At 71.7% G+C, this 18,589-nt stretch carries 15 protein-coding genes; 4 read left to right on the forward strand and 11 right to left on the reverse strand.

What is annotated here, in order from left to right; translation table 11 throughout:
- Positions 1-82: 82 nt before the first annotated feature.
- A complete protein-coding gene (gene rocD, locus ACQPZX_RS44490; protein ID WP_433369916.1) occupies positions 83-1,303 on the forward strand; it encodes an ornithine--oxo-acid transaminase in 1,221 nt (406 codons plus the stop codon).
- On the opposite strand, the gene ACQPZX_RS44495 is transcribed toward rocD, so the two are convergent.
- Positions 1,300-2,451, reverse strand: a complete 1,152-nt coding sequence (locus tag ACQPZX_RS44495; RefSeq protein WP_433369919.1) for an FHA domain-containing protein — start codon at positions 2,449-2,451, stop codon at positions 1,300-1,302. The two genes, rocD and ACQPZX_RS44495, sit on opposite strands and share 4 nt — an antisense overlap.
- Before the next feature lie 114 nt (positions 2,452-2,565).
- Between ACQPZX_RS44495 and ACQPZX_RS44500 the strand changes: the two genes are divergently transcribed.
- Positions 2,566-3,348, forward strand: a complete 783-nt coding sequence (locus tag ACQPZX_RS44500; RefSeq protein WP_433369922.1) for a hypothetical protein — start codon at positions 2,566-2,568, stop codon at positions 3,346-3,348.
- On the opposite strand, the gene ACQPZX_RS44505 is transcribed toward ACQPZX_RS44500, so the two are convergent.
- Together ACQPZX_RS44505 and ACQPZX_RS44510 are read right to left on the reverse strand one after the other, a co-directional pair.
- Complete coding sequence (locus ACQPZX_RS44505; RefSeq protein ID WP_433369925.1) at positions 3,327-4,397, reverse strand: 1-acyl-sn-glycerol-3-phosphate acyltransferase; 1,071 nt, start codon at positions 4,395-4,397, stop codon at positions 3,327-3,329. The two genes, ACQPZX_RS44500 and ACQPZX_RS44505, sit on opposite strands and share 22 nt — an antisense overlap.
- A complete protein-coding gene (locus ACQPZX_RS44510; protein ID WP_433369928.1) occupies positions 4,397-5,245 on the reverse strand; it encodes a patatin-like phospholipase family protein in 849 nt (282 codons plus the stop codon). The genes ACQPZX_RS44505 and ACQPZX_RS44510 overlap by 1 nt, the downstream gene beginning before the upstream one ends.
- A 55-nt stretch (positions 5,246-5,300) precedes the next feature.
- Between ACQPZX_RS44510 and ACQPZX_RS44515 the strand changes: the two genes are divergently transcribed.
- Positions 5,301-6,566 (forward strand): serine hydrolase domain-containing protein, encoded by a 1,266-nt coding sequence (locus ACQPZX_RS44515; protein ID WP_433369931.1) that lies wholly within the window; start codon positions 5,301-5,303, stop codon positions 6,564-6,566.
- Between the two features lies 1 nt (position 6,567).
- On the opposite strand, the gene ACQPZX_RS44520 is transcribed toward ACQPZX_RS44515, so the two are convergent.
- The 8 genes from ACQPZX_RS44520 to ACQPZX_RS44555 all read right to left on the reverse strand — a co-directional run bounded on the left by ACQPZX_RS44520 (position 6,568) and on the right by ACQPZX_RS44555 (position 17,805).
- Entirely contained in the window at positions 6,568-7,911 is a 1,344-nt protein-coding gene (locus ACQPZX_RS44520; protein WP_433369933.1) for a chitinase, read from the reverse strand.
- Between the two features lie 148 nt (positions 7,912-8,059).
- Positions 8,060-8,578 (reverse strand): hypothetical protein, encoded by a 519-nt coding sequence (locus ACQPZX_RS44525; protein ID WP_433369936.1) that lies wholly within the window; start codon positions 8,576-8,578, stop codon positions 8,060-8,062.
- 247 nt (positions 8,579-8,825) lie between these two features.
- Positions 8,826-11,963: a cyclic nucleotide-binding protein gene (locus tag ACQPZX_RS44530; protein ID WP_433369939.1), complete on the reverse strand. Its 3,138-nt coding sequence runs from the start codon at positions 11,961-11,963 to the stop codon at positions 8,826-8,828.
- A gap of 195 nt (positions 11,964-12,158) precedes the next feature.
- Positions 12,159-13,793, reverse strand: coding sequence for a S1C family serine protease (locus tag ACQPZX_RS44535; protein ID WP_433369942.1), 1,635 nt, complete (start codon positions 13,791-13,793; stop codon positions 12,159-12,161).
- A gap of 136 nt (positions 13,794-13,929) precedes the next feature.
- Positions 13,930-15,489: a sensor histidine kinase gene (locus tag ACQPZX_RS44540; RefSeq protein WP_433369945.1), complete on the reverse strand. Its 1,560-nt coding sequence runs from the start codon at positions 15,487-15,489 to the stop codon at positions 13,930-13,932.
- 7 nt (positions 15,490-15,496) lie between these two features.
- Entirely contained in the window at positions 15,497-16,210 is a 714-nt protein-coding gene (locus ACQPZX_RS44545) for a response regulator transcription factor (protein ID WP_378972997.1), read from the reverse strand.
- Positions 16,211-16,282: 72 nt separating this feature from the next.
- Positions 16,283-17,044 (reverse strand): lysophospholipid acyltransferase family protein, encoded by a 762-nt coding sequence (locus ACQPZX_RS44550; RefSeq protein ID WP_433369949.1) that lies wholly within the window; start codon positions 17,042-17,044, stop codon positions 16,283-16,285.
- Complete coding sequence (locus tag ACQPZX_RS44555; RefSeq protein ID WP_433369951.1) at positions 17,041-17,805, reverse strand: GNAT family N-acetyltransferase; 765 nt, start codon at positions 17,803-17,805, stop codon at positions 17,041-17,043. The genes ACQPZX_RS44550 and ACQPZX_RS44555 overlap by 4 nt, the downstream gene beginning before the upstream one ends.
- A 94-nt stretch (positions 17,806-17,899) precedes the next feature.
- Here ACQPZX_RS44555 and ACQPZX_RS44560 point away from each other — a divergent pair, with 94 nt between their 5' ends.
- Positions 17,900-18,553, forward strand: a complete 654-nt coding sequence (locus tag ACQPZX_RS44560) for a hypothetical protein (RefSeq protein WP_433369954.1) — start codon at positions 17,900-17,902, stop codon at positions 18,551-18,553.
- Positions 18,554-18,589 lie beyond the last annotated feature (36 nt).

The raw sequence follows: 18,589 nt of genomic DNA on the forward strand, positions 1-18,589 counted from the left end.
GCCTGCACCGAGCGGCACTGGGGTGAGTTGCCCTCCCAGGCTGCAGGCGAGGGCCAGAAGGGCATGCCTAAGGAGGCACAGTATGACCAGTGTTGACATGCGTACGCCGGAGGCGCTGGCCGACGCCGAGCGCTGGACCGCGCACAACTACCACCCGCTGCCGGTGGTCATCGCCGAGGCCGAGGGCGCCTGGGTCACCGACGTCGACGGCCGCCGCTACCTGGACTTCCTGGCCGGGTACTCGGCGCTGAACTTCGGCCACCGGCACCCGGGGCTGATCGCGGCGGCGCACGCCCAGCTCGACCGGGTCACGCTGACCAGCCGGGCGTTCGTGCACGACCAGTTCGCCGACTTCTGCCACTCGCTGGCCGCCCTGTGCGGCAAAGACCTGGTGCTGCCGATGAACACCGGCGCCGAGGCGGTCGAAACGGCGATCAAGGTGGCCCGCAAGTGGGGCTACCGGGTCAAGGGCGTCGAGGCCGAGCGGGCCGAGATCATCGTGGCCGCCGACAACTTCCACGGCCGCACGACGACGATCGTGAGCTTCTCCACCGATCCGGACGCGCGGGACGACTTCGGCCCGTACACCCCGGGCTTTGTGATCGTCCCTTACGGCAACCTGGCGGCGCTGGCCGACGCGATCACGCCGAACACGGTGGCCGTGCTGATGGAGCCGATCCAGGGCGAGGCGGGCGTGCTGGTGCCGTCGGAGGGCTACTTCGCCGGCGTGCGGGCGCTCTGCGACGACCACAACGTGCTGTTCGTGGCCGACGAGATCCAGTCGGGTCTCGGCCGCACCGGCAAGACGTTCGCGATCGAGCACGAAGAGGTCGTGCCCGACATGTACGTGCTGGGCAAGGCCCTCGGCGGCGGCATCGTGCCGGTCTCGGCGGTCGCGGCCAACCGGGACGTGCTCGGTGTGCTCAAGCCCGGCGAGCACGGCTCGACCTTCGGCGGCAACCCGCTGGCCTGCGCGGTCGGCGTCGAGGTGGTCCGCCTGCTGGAGACCGGCGAGTTCCAGCGGCGCTCGGCGGAGCTGGGCGAGCGGCTGCACGCGGGGCTGAACGCGCTGATCGGCAAGGGCCTGGTCGCGGTGCGCGGGCGCGGCCTGTGGGCCGGCGTCGACATCGACCCGGCGCTGATGACCGGCCGCGAGGCGTGCGAGCGCCTGGCCGAGAAGGGCGTGCTGGCCAAGGACACGCACGGGTCGACGATCCGCCTCGCGCCGCCGCTGGTGGTGACGGCCGAGGAGCTGGACCACGCGGTGGCCCAGCTGGCCGCGATCTTGCACGAGAAGAGCTAGCGCTCGAACTTCCTGAGGGCCATCGTCGGCGCCTCGCCCATCACCGACTGGGGTTGGACGACGCCGCCGGTGGCCCACAGCTTCGACCGGCCCACGTTGACGCCGGCGTAGAGCTCGACCACGTCGGTCGCGGCCAGCGGCCGGGACTCGTTGCGGTTCAGCGTGAGCCGGTCGTCGTCGACCGAGCCGCCGGGGCGGATGCCGGTGCCGTTGGTGCTCACGTCCTGGGCCAGCAGCGTGCCGTCGGTGCGCAGCGTGAACTGGACGTGCCCGCGGCTGATCCACTTCCGGGCGTCCTCGGTGAGCCACTGGCCGAGCATCACGCCCTTGCCGCCCTCGGGGGCCCGCCCGACCACCACCGGCGCCTCGGTGGAGACCACGAAGCGCTGCCGGACGACCCCGTCGATGCGTACGGAAAGAACCTCGACGGCGGGGCGAGGACCCGCGTCCTTGAGCTTCCCGCCGTGCCGCGGGCAGCTCGGCGCCCCGGCGCGGATCGCCGGCGGCGGCTGCGCCACCGGGCTGGTGAACGTGCGCATGTCGGCGAACGGGCTGTCCGCGTCGGCGCCCGTCCCGAAGGTCGTGCAGTTGGACTCGGGGCAGCTCCACACGCGTGCCAGCAGCCGCTCGCCCATCGGCGAGCGCTCCGGCTGCCGCGCCGGGTCACCGCGCCCGACCCGGGACACCAGCACCGGCGTGCCGCCCTCGCCGGCGACGGCGGCGAGCAGCCGGCCCGGCTCGTCGATCCACTGCCGCCGGCCGCGGAACTGCTCGCCCCGGGTGCGGGTGAGCACCGGCAGGCCCAGCAGCTCGGCCACCTCGAAGACGCGGTCCTCGAGCACCGGCACGACCTCGACCTTGCCGTCGTCGGCCCAGCGGCGGATCACCATCCGCTCGTTGGAGGTCAGGTCGGTGTCGGAGAGCAGGCCGCGCGGCGAGATCACGTAGACCGGCACGTTCTCCTCGGCCAGGTAGCGGCTCAGGGCGTCGACGACCAGGCCGAGGCGCACCGAGCTGGCCGGCCGGCCACCGTCGAGGTCGGCGTAGCGCACGATCTCGGACAGGTCGACCACCGCACGGGCCAGCGCGGGGTCGGTGGACAGCCGCGCCTCGATGGCGTCGAGGACCTTGCTGACCTCGAATCTCACGAGTCCTCCAGGTGTTTGCCTCCCGCCATAATGCCGCGTCGCCCGGAACCGTTTGCCCACCGGGGCCGTCGGGAATTGATGTCTGTCACCTGAAAAAGGACAGGAAGGACGGACATGCGGACACCACGGCTCGCCGGGCTGGGTCTCGCGACCATGGCCACGGTTGCCTTCGCGATGGCCGGCTGCGGAGATAACACCCCCACGACCACCTCACCGAGCGCCCCGGCCGGCACGCCCGCCGCGACGAGCTCCGCCGACCCCGCGGCGGTCTCGAAGCTCTCCGCGGCGGTCGATCAGCTCGACAGCACCAGCTTCACGCTCACCGCGACGTCGGGGTCCGGTTTCAAGACGACCGCCGAGATCGACGCGCCCGGCGGCAAGGCGACCGCGCAGCTCACGGCGAGCGGCCCGAACGCCGAGATCAACGTCAAGACCCTGCTGATCGGGCAGGATCTGTACGCCCAGGTGCCCGGGATCACCAAGGCCGGCACGTGGACCCACGTGGACGGCTCGCGGCTGCCCGCCGGCGCCAACATCGGCCTGCGTCCCGGCCAGATCGACCCGGTGAACACGGCGAACCTGCTCAAGGCCACCACCGACGTGAAGGCGACCAGCGACAACAGCTACACCGGCTCGCTGGACCTGTCGAAGGCGGCCGGGGTCGCCGGGCTGGGTCAGGTCACCGTCGCGGCGTCGGGCGCGCCCGTGCAGAACGTGCCGTTCACCGCCACGCTCGACGCGCAGGGGCGGCTCTCCACGCTCACCGTCGATCTGCCCCAGGCGGATCCGCTGCAGGTGAAGTACGAGAACTACGGCCAGCCGGTCAATGTGACCGCCCCGGCCGCGTCCGAGGTCACCGAGGCCCCGGACAGCTTCTACAGCTCGCTCGGCTCCTGAGAACGGCGGCGGGCGGTCCAGTCCGTGCTCAGCGGGCGGGCCGCCGGCCGGTTCTCCTCGATCCACGCGTCGATCCGGGCCCACCAGTCGTAGAGCCAGACCACGCGTTCTTCCTCGCCGACCGGCACCTCCTCGGGCGGCACGCTCCAGAACCGCATGATCAGCTGCTTGTCCATCGGCAGCTCGCGCCACACGTCGGCGACCGTCAGCAGCCGGTCGAGCCCGGTGTGCGCCACGAAGATCACCCCGGCGTCGGGCGCGGCGTCGATCGCCGCCGAGAGGCCGCCCGGCTTGGGCGGCAGCAGGTTGCGCAGGTTCTCGGCGCGCTCGGCCATGTCGGCCAGGCCGCGGGCGCGCAGCCAGGCGATCGCCTTGACCCGGCGACGCGGCGTGAAGTTGCCGCCTTCCGGAAAAATCACGAAAGCGTCGTTGTCGTCCAGGCCGTCGGCCAGCTCGCCGACCTCCTGCTCCAGGTTTTTCGCCTGTGACCGGCCCGGCGAGATGAACCGGCTCGGCAGGCGGTTGAGCAGCACGTCGATGGCCGGATCCCACTGCAGGGTCGCCTTCAGCACGATCCGCGGCTCGCGGTCGAACCAGTTGACCAGCCCGTGGATCAGGATGAACGAGTCGCCCGGCCCGGCGTGCCGGCTCACCACGATCTCGGGGCGGCCGGGGATCGCCGTGTCGGGGTCGGTGCCGACCACCTCCACGGTCAGGTGCAGCGACCAGCGGGCCAGCCAGAACAGGACGCCCAGGAACTTGCCGGTCAGCACGTAGTGCGCGCGCTGGAAGGCCGGGGAGCGGATCTTCCAGCCACAGCCGGAGGCGACCCAGAGGGCGGCCAGCGCGACGAGGGCGGCGGCGTCCCAGACCACGTACACGACCGCCAGAAAGACCAGGCGGGGCACCCGCAGATGCCCGGGGACCAGCGGCGACGCCGCCAGGGCCAGCAGCAGCCAGACCGGGAGGGTGGAAAGCAGGCCGAACGCGAGCAGCACGACCGCCGGCGCGATCAGCAGCCGGCGGACCCAGACCGGCGGCAGCGGCATCAGTGCCCGCCCGGCAGCGGGAGCACGTTCGCGTGCAGATATCGGCGGGAGGCGGTGTAGGCGCGGCTGATCCGCCGACCCACGGCGGCCATGTCCCGGTACGCCCACGGGCTGTCGTCGCGACCCTCGCCGCCGCCACTGGGAAGGACGTGCACACGTACATCGTCGGGCAGCGATGCAAGCTCGCGGGCGAAGCGGTGCCGGCGGGCGATCTCGAACGCCACCTGAGCCACCTCCCACGGCCGGCGGGGCACGCTGAGCGGGCGCTCGACCCGCCCCACCTGGAGCACGAAGATCAGTTTCGCACCGACCCGCACGGCCTCGCCGATCGGGATCGAATTGACGATGCCACCGTCCACATAGTGCTCTCCCCCGATCTCCATCGGCGGCAGCAGGCCGGGCACCGCCGAGGAGGCCACCACCGCATCCACCAGCGGGCCGCTGTCGAACCAGTGCTCGGCGGCGCGCTCGATGCTGGCCGCGCAGCAGCGGAACGGGATCTTCAGGTCGGCGAAGGTGGTGTGCTCGCCCAGCTCGCCCTCGAGCAGGCGGCGTAGCGGGCGCGGGGAATGCAGGTGGGTGCGGGCGGCGAAGCGGCGCATCTGGCGGCCGATCGAGTCGCCGTAGACGGCGGCGGCCTCCGGCGAGGTCCAGAGGCGGACCAGGCGGTCGGTGACGGCCTCGCTGGGGTCGGCGGCGACCAGGGCGCCGTTCACCGCGCCGATCGAGGTGCCGACGACGACGTCGGGGCGGAAGCCGGCCCGGAACAGGGCGCGCAGCATGCCCACCTCGACGGCGCCGAGGACACCGCCGCCTCCCAGCACGAACGCCACCGGACTGTTGACCATGCAGTCATCCTGGCACGGGACGACAGAAGCACCCCGGCATGTCATCATCGGCGCCGTGACTCTTCCGCGCCGCGCCGTGCTGGGCGCCGGGCTCGCCGCCACCGCCGCCGCGCTCACGGGCTGCGGGCGGTCATCCGCTTCCCGCGCGGCGTGGTCCGAGCCGCTGCCCACGCCCTCAGTTCTGACACCGAAAGCCGCTGAGCCGCCGCCCTACGCGGGCAAGGTGCAGCCGATCTTGACTAAATACCTCAAACCCACAAAAGACAATCCAAAGCATCCGGGGTACGCCGGAGCAGTCGCTCTCCTGTCACAGGACGGAAAGACGCAGCTCACCAAGGCAGTGGGACACGCGCTCCGCTACGGCGCCGGCCCGGTCGAGCTTCCGGCGTCGAAGCGGGTGGCCATGCGCCCGGACTCGATCTTCGACCTGGCTTCGCTCACGAAGGTCTACACCGCGATCCTCGTCCTGCAGCTGGTCGACCAGGGCAAGGTCGCGCTGGACGCGCCCGTGCAGCGGTATCTGCCCGACTTCACCGGGGCGGGCAAGGAAAAGATCACCGTCGCCATGCTGCTCGCGCACACCAGCGCGCTGCCGGTGGGCGCCAAGGTGACCCGATCCTCGCAGTGGCCGGCGGTCATGCGGACTCCCCTGGTCAGCGGCGGCGTCCCCGGCACGACGTTCCGCTACTCGAGCGTGGGGCTCATGGTGCTGGGCCGGCTCGTGGAGAAGCTCACCGGCAAGTCGCTGGACAAGGCCCTGCGGGACAACCTCACGACGCCGCTCGGGCTGAAGGACACCGGGTTCCAGCCGCTGAAGTGGGTGTCGGACAAGCAGCGCCTGGTGGCCACCGACGCCCGGACGTCGCGCGGGCTGCTGCGCGGCACGGTCCACGACGACGTCTGCAACATCCTGGGCGGGGTCGCGGGCCACGCGGGCGTGTTCGGCACCGCGCGGGACGTGGCGGTGATCGGGCAGATGCTGCTCGACGGCGGCGCCTACAACGGCAAGCGCATCCTGTCGGCGGCGACCGTCAAGAAGATGCTGACCAACGTCAACAAGGGCAAGCCGGCCATCGACGCCGAGCGGCCGGGCCGGTCGGCGGATCACGGGCTCGGCGTCGAGATGAACCAGCCGTGGTTCATGGGCAAGCTGGCCTCGGCGACGGCCTTCGGCCACACCGGCTTCACGGGTACGTCGTTGCTGGTGGTCCCGGCCCGCCGGCAGGTGATCGTGCTGCTGACCAACCGAGCACATCCGAACTGGTCGTGGTCCAATCCGGATGTGCATCGGGTGGCCGTGCACAACGCGATCGCGGGTTAGATCAGGGCAGCGACTTCACGTACTTGCCGTTCTGGTTCTGGAACTCCCAGCCGTAGAACTTGTCCCAGTTGATGCTCCACGTCATCAGGCCCCGGAAGTTGGGGTTGGCGCCGCTGCGCAGCGAGTAGCCGCCGCAGTTGGAGCCGTTGACAAGGCAGCCGACCGCCTGCTGTACGGCCGCCGGGGCCACGTATCCATTGCCGGCGCTGACCGAGCTGGGTGCGCCGAAGGCCACCTGGTCCTCGCGCAGGGCCGGGAAGACGTTCGCGGTGTTGCCGGCGACCGGGAAGCCGGCCATCAGCATGTCGGTCATGGCGATGTGGAAGTCCGCGCCGCCCATCGAGTGGTACTGGTTGTCCAGGCCCATGATCGAGCCGGAGTTGTAGTCCTGGACGTGCAGGATGGTCAGGAAGTCCCGCACGGCGTAGATGACCGGCAGGTACGACCCGGCGCGCGGATCCTGGCCGCCCCACGGGCCCGAGCCGTAGTACTGGTAGCCGAGCTGGACGAAGAAGGTCTCCGGCGCCATCGTCAGGACGAAGCCGGCGCCGTAGCGGGCCTTCAGGGTCTTGAGGGCGCTGATCAGGTTGACGATCACCGGCGTGGTGGGGTTCTTGAAGTCGGTGTCGCCGGTGTTCAGCGACAGCGAGTGGCCCTCGAAGTCGACGTCCACGCCGTCGAGGCCGTACTTGTCGATGATCGCGCTCACCGAGCTCACGAACTTGTCGCGAGCCGCCGTGGTGGTGAGCTGCACCTGGCCGTTCGCGCCGCCGATCGACAGCAGGACCTTCTTGCCCGCGGCCCGCTTGGCCCGGATGGCGGCGGTGAAGTCGGCCTCCGACTCGACGCCGGGGCACTCGGTGGCGGGGCACAGGCTGAACCGGATGTCGCCCGAGGTGGCCGACGTGGGCTCGCCGAACGCCAGATTGATGATGTCCCAGTTGCTGGGGACGTCGGCCATGCGCAGGTAGCCGGAGCCGTTGGCGAAGCTCGCGTGCAGGTAGCCGATCAGGGCGTGCTTGGGAAGCCCGGTGACCGGCGGCTGCGAGGTGGGCGGCGTAGTCGGCGCGGTCGTCGGTGGGGTGGTCGGCGGCGTGGTGGGCGGCGTCGTCGGGGGCGTGGTGGGCGGCGTCGTGGGTGGCGTGGTGCCGCCGCAGACGCCGTTGTCGGCCCAGACGTCCCACTGGCCGGAGTGGGTGGCGGGGGATTCGTTCTGGGTCCACCACTTGGCGGTGTAGTTGTGGCCGTTCTGCGAAGCGGAGTTGCCACCGACGTAGACGGCGGTGGCGCTCCACGCGGGGGCGCAGGCGGTCGCGGCGCTGGCGGAGGAGGCTAGGTAGACCATGCCTCCGGCGACAGCGAGGGATACGACCGTGGCGAAGATCATAGCCCGGATGGCCTTCAGTCCGGTCAGGGGTGGCGGGTGGGGCGGTTGGATGGGCATGGCCAATTATTAGGACTGTTAACTGTAAATGTAAATAGATGAAGCCTGATCAGCTGTCGTGTGTCCACTCGGTGCGGTCGAGGATGCCGTCGCCGCTGTCGTCGTACATGCGCTTCTCGAAGAAGCCGTCGTGGTCCTTGTCGTAGTCGGCGAAGTCGACCCGGTTGTCGAGGTCGGTGTCGTGCCCGATGAAGTCGGCGCGACCGTCGTTGTCGAGATCGACCACGATCTCGGCGCCACCGTGGCCGTCGCCCCGGTAGGTCGCCTTGTCGAGGTGGCCGTCGCCGTCGGCGTCCACCCGGTTGTGATAGCCCTTGGGCGGGGCCGTCGCGTGCAGGCGCTCGCCGACCTCGCGGACCGCCTCGCCCAGACTCGAGTCATGCAGGCTCGACGGCGCGTCGCCCAGACCGGACACGGGCGGCAAACCGTCCAGATCGGGCCGATCGCCCAGGCCCACATGCGGCTCGCCGGGCGCGTCGCCGCCACCGGCCAGCCCGCGCATCGTCATGCCCGCCGCGGTGCCGAATTCCGACCAGACACCGAGGTCGTCGCCGTCCTGTTGGGTCATCCCTAGACGATAGGGCCGTCAGTCCAGTTCCGGCATCGCCACGGGGGATGGACGTGGCCGGCACGTGCCACATTGCACGGCGTCCTCGACGACGAGCGCCTCGACCCGCCGTCGCGAGTCGGAGCGGCTCACCTGGAGGATGTAGGGCCCGAACCGGGCGTGATCGGGGCAGACCGCCCGCCCGCAGAAGCGGCAGGTGGCCCGGGCGGACTCGGTACAGAACCAGCAGAGCACGCCCCGACGTTACCTAGGCCGAAGGACTCCCCTCTATAGACGAACTCTCCGGCGTCGTGGCCGGGGTCGTCGCCGGGGTCGTCGGCGGCGTGGTCGCTGGGGTGGTCGGCGGGGTGGTCGCTGGGGTGGTCGTGGGCGCCGGCGGCCGGGTCGTCGTCGGCCGGGTCGTGGGCGGCCGCGTGGTGGTGGCCTCCTGGGTCGGCTCCGTCGTGGTCGGCTCGTCGGTCGGTTCGGTCGTCTCGGCCGGCTCGGTGGTCGCCGCCGGATCGCTGGTCGCGCTCACCGAGGGCTCGACGCTCGGCTCCTCGGTGGCCTCCTCCGACGGCGTCGGCTCCTCGGACGGCGTGGCCTCCTCGGACGGCGGCGTCACCGCCACCCCGTCACCGCAGCTCAGGTCGCCCCCGGTGGCCTTGCTCGCGGCGCCGCCCACCGAGACGTTGCCGGTCGACACGGTCACCGTGTCCGCCTCGATCGAATACCAGGCGGCGCCGGAGTTGACCACGGCGCCCTGCGCGCGGTCGACCGTGAGCCGCAGCGGGTTGAAGGCCCCGCTGGTGCCGGTCGTGTCGGCGAGCACCCGCCCGGCCTGCAGCTTCAGCGTGCCGGTGGGCGACTGGTGCCGTCCGCCCCCGACGGCGAGGCTGCCGAGCTGCAGTCGCGACCCCGCGCAGAGCACGGCCACCCCGCCGCCCGGGAAGGTCAGCCGGGCCTTCGACTCGGTGGGCACCTCGACCGTCGCGCCCTGCCCGACATAGCGCGACGAGCCGGACTCGAAGGTGTCCGCCGACCCGTCGACGGTCGCGTTGGCCCGCCCCCGGTCGACGGCGAGCAGGACCTGGTCGCGGGGCATCTCGGCCCACGCCGGCCCGGGCCGGAAGCTCAGCCCGACCAGCACCAGCGCCACCACCAGCAGGATCACCGTGAGCCACCAGAGCCGGCTCTCGAACCGGCGGTCGATCGACTGATTGTCGATGCCCTCGGGCGGGCCGGGCGGCACCTTGAGCGGCGGGTAGGCGTCCGGCGCCGGCGAGCCGGGGCGCAGGGCGCCCACCGGCATCGGGGATCCGGGGCGGTGGGCGGCCCCGACCAGTGGCGGGAGGTCGGAGGCGTCGGGCAGGACCCAGAGGCGTACGGGTGTGAGGCTCTGCGCCACCATGCCCGGCTCGCCGTCGCCGACCGGGCCGACCAGCGTGCCGCGCCGCAGCTCGACGCCGTCGGGCATGGCGATCACGCCGGACTCGACGACGACCGCGTGGGTGGGCCCGGGCAGGACCACCGGCGCGCCCGGCTCGAGGTCGACGGCGTGCGCCGAGGCGATCAGCGCCATCCGCTGGTCGACGGCGAGCCCGGCCAGCGCCGGGGTGTCCGCGAACAGCGCCTCGGCCTCGGCCCGGTCCTGCGGGGGCGGCCCGGGCAGCGGCCCGACCACGCTCGCCACCGTGGCGCTCGGGATGTAGAGCAGGGCGGTGCCGGCCGTGTGCCAGTCGAGCTGGGTGGAGCGGCCGGTGATCGCGTTGACCAGCCCGACCACGCCGCCGGGGCCGACGTGGTGGCGGACCGTGCCGGGCGGGTCGCCGGGCTTGCGGCCCTGCAGCGCGCCCTCGACGACCACGTAGACGGCCGACTGCGGGCCGCCGGCCTGCACCACCTGGCGGCCGGTCGGCGGGTGCACCCAGCGGGCCCGGGCGGCGAGGCCGGCCAGCGCCGGCTCGGGCAGGCCACCCAGGTCGGAGGCGCGCAGCGCGGCGATCCGGTGCGGGCTGTCGGCCTCGCGGTCGTTCTCGGCGCGCTGCCGGCGGGAGCGGCGCCACCAGCGGGTGAGGCGGGCCAGCACGAAGAAGACCGCGGGCGCGCCGAGCCCGAGGACGATCAGAATCAGCAGCAGGAAGCCGAGCAGCCCCGTGAGACCGGTGGCCAGGCCCGAGACGCGGTCGGCGAAGACCCGGTAGGTGAGCACCGCGGCGAGCGCGAGCCAGGCCATCGAGAGCACGCCGTACATGGCGATGAGGCGGCCCTCGCGGTCGAGCGCCGACCAGCGCGGCGGGCGCCCGCGCAGCCGGCCGCCGACCCAGGCGAGGGCGCGTGCGCGCAGCTGCGGGATCTCCAGCCAGTCCATCAGCAGGTAGTGCCCGTCGAGCGGGAGGAACGGGCTGAGCTGGAAGAAGGCGTTCAGGTACCAGAGGAAGGCGATCTTGAACGCGAGCCCGGACAGGGCCGGGATCGCCAGGCCGCCGAGCTGCGCCAGCCCGGCCAGGAACAGCGCGCTGCCGGGGCCGGCGGCGGCCACCAGGATGCGGGCGCGGCGGCCGGCCATCCAGACGTCGGTGGTGTCGACGAAGAACGACGGGATGCCGAAGTAGACGAGCAGTCCGGCGGCGGGCACCTCGCGCCCGGCCGCCTTGGTGGCGAGCCCGCGGGCGAGCTCGTGGGTGACCAGCACGATCGCGTTGAGCACGACCAGCACGATCGCGCCCAGCAGGTAGGAGTCGCCGGTCAGGAACAGCGAGCGGCTGCCGCGGACCCAGGTCGCGACGAACAGGCCGATCCCGAGCACGGCCAGCACGGCGGTGGCAACGAACGCGCCGGTGCCGAAGAAGAACCGGCCGCCGGCCCGGTAGAGCCCGGTCATCAGGGCGTCGACATCGAAAACGAGCATCCGGCGGCCGCGCGCGGCGGCGACCATCGAGTTGCCGACCCGCTCGGGCAGCGCCTTGCGGCGCGTCTCCTGCACCGGGCGGAACGCGTCGGTGGGCAGCTCGTCGAGCATGCGGTTGCCGGCCAGGTCGGCCACGACCCGGCGGACCTCGTCGGGGGCGAGCCGTCCGGCGATGCGGGCGAACTCGGCGACCAGCCGGGCCACCGTGCTCTGCCCGTCCATCAGCAGGGCGAGCTGCCACTCCTCGGGGGTGAGCCGCAGGTATCCGGCGCGGGCGCCGTCGTCGGGCGAGCGCAGCATGATGTACTCGTCGCCGCGCGCGGAGGTCAGCTGGACCGCCTCGATGCCGGCCCGCAGCACGGGCCGGGCCCGGGCCGGGTTGAGCCGATCGACGACGGCGCCCCACAGCCCGGGGTCAACCGGCCCGCCGGGCTCGCCGGGAGCCCTGCCGGCCAGGGCTTCCCAGACGTTCATCCGGGTCTCGACGTAGGTCACCTGAAAGGGCCTCTCACTGGTCGCCGCCGATGCGGAATGGAGAGTAGGCGGTCGGCTATCCCGAAGGCGAGTCCCCGGCGGCGAATCGCGTCGTTCAGACCAAAAAGTCCCTGAATAACGGCATACACATGCGTGCGGCGGGCGGCGTGACAACCCCCTTGTCACACCGCCCGCCGCAGCGGGGAGGGAATGGTCCTACTCGGCCTCGGCCAGGGTGACCGTGACCTGCTTCTTCGCCCCGTCCCGGGTGAAGTCGATGGTCATCTTCTGACCGACGGTGCCGGCCTGCACCGCGGCGACCAGGTCGTTGGAGTCGTCGATCGCCTTGCCGTCGACCGCGGTGACCACGTCGCCCTGCTGGAGACCGGCCTTGGCGGCCGCGCTGTTGGCCGTGACGTTGGAGACCAGGGCGCCGCCGTTCTCCGCGTCGGCGACGCTGACGCCGAGCGCCGGGTGGCTCACCTTCTTACCGGCCATCAGGTCGTTGGCCACCTTGCTGGCCTTGTCGCTGGGGATCGCGAAGCCGAGGCCGATGTTGCCGGAGCTCTGGCCCTGGGTGGCGATCGCCGAGTTGATGCCGATGACCTCGCCGTTGACGTTGACCAGGGCGCCGCCGGAGTTGCCGGGGTTGATCGGCGCGTCGGTCTGCAGGAGCCCGGACATCGTGGTGCTGCCCGACTGCTGCTGCTGTTGCTGCTGGTTGCCCCCGAACGGGCTCTGCTGCTGGTCGTCCTCGCTGGAGGACTGGATGGTGCGGTCCTTGGCGCTGATGATGCCGGCCGTGACCGAGCCCTCGAGGCCGAGCGGGCTGCCGATCGCCAGCACGGTGTCGCCCACCTGCATGCTGGCGCTGCTGCCGAATTTCGCCGCGTGCAGGCCCGAGACGCCGCTGGCCTTGACCACGGCCAGGTCGGTGCGCGGGTCGGTGCCGACGATGCTGGCCTGCACCTTCTTACCGTCGGCGAAGATCACCGTCACGGTGTCGCCCTGAGCTGTCGCGACCACGTGGTTGTTGGTGACGATGTAGCCGTCGGCGGTGAGGATCACGCCGGAGCCCTCGCCCGTCCCGGTGGTGATCGACACGACGCTGTCCTGGACCGACGAGGCGATCTGGGAGAGCGACGAGCGGTCGACCACGCGGGTGACCGAGGAGTTGCTGGTCTGCGCCGTCGGGTTGGACCCGTCGTCGTCGAAGGCCAGGGCGGTGGCGGCGCCCACGCCGCCGGCGGCGAGCGCGATCAGCACGGCCGCGGCGCCGGCCACGAAGATCTTGCGGCCTCGGCCGGGGCGCGCCGGCTGCTGGTCGCCGCCGACCGGGGCGGCCCAGGCCGGCTGGCCCTCGGTGGGCTGCCAGGCCGGCTGGCCCTCGGTGGGCTGCCAGGCCGGCTGGCCCTCGGTGGGCTGCCAGATCGGCTGGCCCTCGATCGCCGGCTGCGCCTGGGTCTGGGTCTGGGTCTGGGCGCCGTTGTTCCACCCGGCCGCGTAGGGGGACTGCTGACCGTACTGCGGGTAGCCGCCCTGCTGCGGGTAGGCGTGCTGCTGCCCGTACGGCTGCTGCTGATAGCCCGGCTGCTGCCACGGCGACGGCGGTGCCTGCGGCGGCTGGGGCGCCGGCGGCTGCTGCCACGGCGTGCCGGACTGAGGTGCACCCGAAACCGGGGCGCTCCACTGCGACTGCGTGGCGCCGCCGGGCTGGCCGGCGTGCGGCTGCACGGCGACGGTCGGGTGCTCAGACGCGCCCCGCTCCGGGCTGCTGCTCTCCGAGGAGACGCTGCTGCTCTCAGCGGAGGAGGCGTCCGCGGTGCGCGGGTCGGTCTCGTTCTCGTTCATGACACCCACCTTGCCCCGCCGTGCTCGTATCAGACTGTGTTACGCCTGGATGTTTTCTGTGAAGCTTTTATCGGGATTTAGGGCCTGTGTCGAAGTAGGGGCCGGAGCGAGGCGAGGTCCAGCCGCAGCCCGTCTCCTACTTCGACACAGGCCCTACGGTGGGCAGAGTGACCCGGAACGTGGCACCCTTGCCGCGCTCACTGACCACCTCGACGGTGCCCTGGTGGGCGCGCACGATCGCCGCGACGATGGCCAGCCCCAGGCCGGTGCCGGTCTTCGCCCGGTCGGTGCGCCGGGTGCGCGCCTCGTCCACGCGATAGAACCGCTCGAAGACGTGCGCCTTCTGCTCCTCGGAAAGGCCCGGACCGGTGTCGCTGATCTCCACGATCGCCCGGTTGCCCGGCTCGGCGAACAGCCGCAGCGTCACCTTGGCGTCCGGCGGGGTGTGCACCAGGGCGTTGGTCATCAGGTTGCCGATCACCTGCCGCAGGCGCGCGTCGTCCCCGTACGCCACGAGCTTGTCCGGCTCGTCGCGCACCTCGAGAGCGATCTTGCGGTCGGGCGCCATCGCCTCGGCGGCCTGCACCGCGTCGAGCGCGAGCACGGGCAGCTCGACCGGGCCGAGGTTGAGCGGCCGCTCGCGGTCGAGCCGGGCGAGCAGCAGCAGGTCCTCCACGAGCAGGCCCATCCGGGCGGCCTCGTCCTCGATCCGGCGGACCAGCTTGGCCACGTCCTCGGCGTCGGTGACGGCGCCCTGGCGGTAAAGCTCGGCGAAGCCGCGGATGGTGGTGAGCGGGGTGCGCAGCTCGTGCGACGCGTCCGCCACGAACTGCCGCATCTTGGCCTCGGAGGCCAGTGCCCGCGACTCGGAGAGCTGGGCGGCCTCGGCCGCGTGCCGGGCCGCCTGCTCGGACTCGGCCCGCGCGATGAACGCCGCCTCGATCTGGGCGAGCATCGCGTTCAGCGCCCGGGAGAGCCGGCCCAGCTCGGTGGTGGGCTCGACGCCGTCGTGGTCCTCGGGGTCGGGCACGCGCTGGGTGAGGTCGCCGGCGCCGATGGCGGCGGCGGTGCGCTCGATCTGCAGCAGCGGGATCAGGCTCTGCCGCACCAGCGCCGCGCCGACCGAGGCCAGCGCGATCAGCACGCCGACGCCGACCAGCACGTCGGCGCGGACCAGCCGGGCGATCGCCTCGTCGATGCCGGTCATCCGCTGCCCGACGTAGAGCCAGGTGCCGTTGTCGAACGGGACGACCAGGACCCGCCACAGGGACTTGCCGTTGGTCGAGCGAACCGTGTACGGCGTGTCCACGTGCGCGTTGATCGCGGCGACGTCGGTCAGGAACGGCGGCTGGTCCGCCGGGGAGTTGGCGAGGCTCACCGGATAGACCGGGCCGACGCCGCTCGTCGACTTCACCGCGGCCAGGAAGTCGGGCGGGCCCACCACCGTGATCTTCTCGGTCATCGTCAGCTCTTGGGCGCGCTGGGCCACCACCGAGGTGTTCGCGAACGAGTGCAGCTGCGCGTCCATCCGCGAGATCAGATAGCTGTGCAGCGCGTACGTGCTGGCCAGGCTGATCAGCGTGAGCGCCGCGAAGACCAGGATCAGCACGGACGCGACGAGCTTGGTGCGCAGCGACACGCGGCGCAGGTTGGGCTGCGGCGGGAGGGAGGTGCGCACCCGCTCGGTCAACGTCACCGCAGGCTCAGACGGCGGGTTTGCGCAGCACGTATCCGACGCCGCGCAGGGTGTGGATCAGGCGCGGCTGAACGTTGTCGACCTTGCGCCGGAGGTAGGAGATGTACGACTCGACGATGTTGTCGTCACCGCGGAAGTCGTACTTCCACACGTGGTCCAGGATCTGCGCCTTCGACAGCACGCGGTTGGCGTTGAGCATCAGGTAGCGCAGGAGCTTGAACTCGGTCGGCGAGAGCTGCACGCGGTTGCCGGCCCGGTAGACCTCGTGCGTCTCCTCGTCGAGCTCGAGGTCGGCGAAGACCAGGCGGGACGGCTCCTCGTCGCCCGCCGTGGTGCGGCGGAGCACGGCCCGGATGCGGGCGGTGAGCTCCTCCAGGCTGAACGGCTTGGTCACGTAGTCGTCGCCGCCCAGCGTGAGGCCGCGGATCTTGTCGTCGGTGCCGTCGCGGGCGGTCAGGAAGACCACGGGCGTGCGCTGCCCGCCCTCGCGCATGAGCCGGATGACCTCGAAACCGTCGAGGTCGGGCAGCATGACGTCGAGGACGACCAGGTCGGGGGTCGCGTTCTTCGCCGCGCTGACGGCAGCGCTGCCGCTGGTGGCGGTGCTGACGTCGAACCCGGCGAAGCGCAGGCTGGCGGAAAGGAGCTCCAGGATGTTGGCGTCGTCCTCGACGACGAGGAGCTTCGCCTCACTCTGCTTGGGCTGGGTCTGAGCTGCCATGTCACCCATTGTTTATCAATCCGCTGCACTCCCGCTGCACAGCGGCTGAAAGTTGTCTGTGAAAGTATTCAGCTACGCTGCCAAGCGGTAGCCCGAGGGGCCGAGCGAGGACTGTACGGCGCGGGCGAGGGTGCGGCGGTCGGCGTCGGGGGTGGGACGCAGGGCCGGGGCGGTCACCAGGGTCACCGTGAGCGACCGTAGCGCGGCCACCCGGCGGATCGAGTCGAGCAGGGTGTCGTCGCCGATGAACGCCGCCGCGCTGGTGTCGTACCGGATCGAGGCGGGCACGACCGGGGCCTTGGCGTCGATCGCCGCCTGGAACAGCGCCGGGCGGAACCGGCCCTGGTTGGCGCCGCAGAACGTCGTACCCTCGGGAAACGCCGCGACCGAACGCCCGGCCCGCAGCGCGGCGGTCACCTCGGCCACCGTCGTCGGCAGCGCCTTCGGCCGCGACCGGTCGATGAAGATCGCGCCGGAGAGACCGGCCAGGGCGCCGATGCCCGGCCAGGCGCCGACCTCGCCCTTCGCCACCAGCTTGACCGGCGCCACCGCGAGCAGGACCAGGATGTCCAGCCAGGAGACGTGGTTGGCGGCGAGCAGGCTGCCCGGGCGCAGCGCCGGTCCCTGCCGGATCAGCTTGATGCCGAGGACCGCGAGCATCGTGCGGGCCAGGGTCCGCAGCGCGGTGCCGCGCAGGAGCGGCACGAGCAGAAAACCGCCGATGAGTACGGCGCCGAGCGTCACCATCCGCAGCAGGGCGACGCCGCGGGCGGCGTGCGGGTCGGCGCCGTCGCGGCACTGGTCGCCGCAACCGGAGACGGGCTGCCACATCATCGCGCCGCCCCCAGGAAGTGCCGCCGGTACCGCGGGTCCAGCCGGTCCATGGAGAACAGCACGTAGAAGTCGGCAACGTTGAAGTCGGCATCGAAAGCGGGCTGGCCGCAGACCCAGCTGCCGATCCGCAAATAGCCCTTGAGCAGCGCAGGCGGCTGGATCTTGGGGTCGCCGACCAGGTTCTCGTTCTCGGCCAGCCAGTTGCGGCGGGGGGTGACCCTCAGCGCCGGCGGCGAGAGGTGCTTGGACTGCACGCGGGCCCACACGCCGGCGGCCGTCGCGCCGCCGTCGGCCAGCGGCACCGAGGCGCAGCCGCCGAGCCAGCGCAGGTTCTTCAGGTGCAGGTAGCGGGCGATGCCGGCCCACATCAGGTTGACCACGGCGCCGGTGCGGTGGTCGGGGTGCACGCAGGAGCGCCCGGTCTCGACCAGCTGGTCGCGCAGCGGACGCAGCCCGCTCAGGTCGAACTCGCCGTCGCCATAGCGACGTCCAGCCCGCTCGGCTGCCTTGGGGGGAAGCATCCGGTAGGTGCCGACCACCTGGCCCGTCTCGTCGTCCCGGACGATCAGGTGGTCGCAGTACTCGTCGAACTCGTCGACGTCCCGTCCGTCCGCGGTAGCGGGGAGGCGGGCGCCGAGCTCGCCGGCGAACACGTCGTGGCGCAGCCGCTGCGCGGCGGCTACCTGGCTGGAGTCGTCGGCGATCAGCAGGGTGTAGCCGCTGGTCCCGGTGGATGCGGGGGCGGTCAAGAGAACGGCCATGTGATCTGTGTAAGGGCGACACCTGCCGATGGAATGTCGGCCTTGGTGGGTATTAGTGGCCGAAAAATGAACGCCTTGTGCGAGCCTTCGATGCATGAGAATTCCGGCACGCTTCAACGGCCCACCCGGGAGCGGTAACGGCGGATGGTCGGCCGGCGCGTTCGCCACCGAGGTCGGCGAGTCCTCGCTGCAGGTGACGCTGCGGCTCCCGCCGCCGCTGGACACCGAGCTTTCGGTCACTCACGAAGACGTACGGGATGGGTCGGGAACTCTGGTCGCGGAGCTTGCGCCTACCGATCGTGCTGAATTCTCGGAATTTCCCGCATTTGTGCCGTTTGACGAGGCCGTCGAGGCCTCGCGCGGCTACCCAGGCTTCGCCGAGCACCCCTTTCCCACCTGTTACGTCTGCGGGCCCGAGCACCCGGACGGCCTGCGGATCTTTCCCGGACCGCTCGGCGACGGGCGGATGGCGGCGCCCTGGACGGTGCCGGCGGATGTCGAGTTGGCGACGATCTGGGCGGCCCTCGACTGCCCCGGCGGCTGGTCGGCGATGGCCGGCGGGCGCACCTACGTGCTCGGCCGCATCGCGGTCACCGTCGATGAGCTGCCCAAACCCGGCGCGAGGTGCGTCGTGGCCGGGCGGCCGACCGCGAGTTCCGGCCGCAAGGCCATGGTCGATTCCATCCTGTACGACGAGACCGGTGTCCCCTTTGCGGCGGCACGGGCCACATGGATAGCGGTGGCCTAGTACGTTGATCCTTCCAGCCTGGGCGGAAGGGAGCAG

Source organism: Actinoplanes sp. CA-142083, assembly GCF_050942195.1.
Taxonomy (GTDB): domain Bacteria; phylum Actinomycetota; class Actinomycetes; order Mycobacteriales; family Micromonosporaceae; genus Actinoplanes.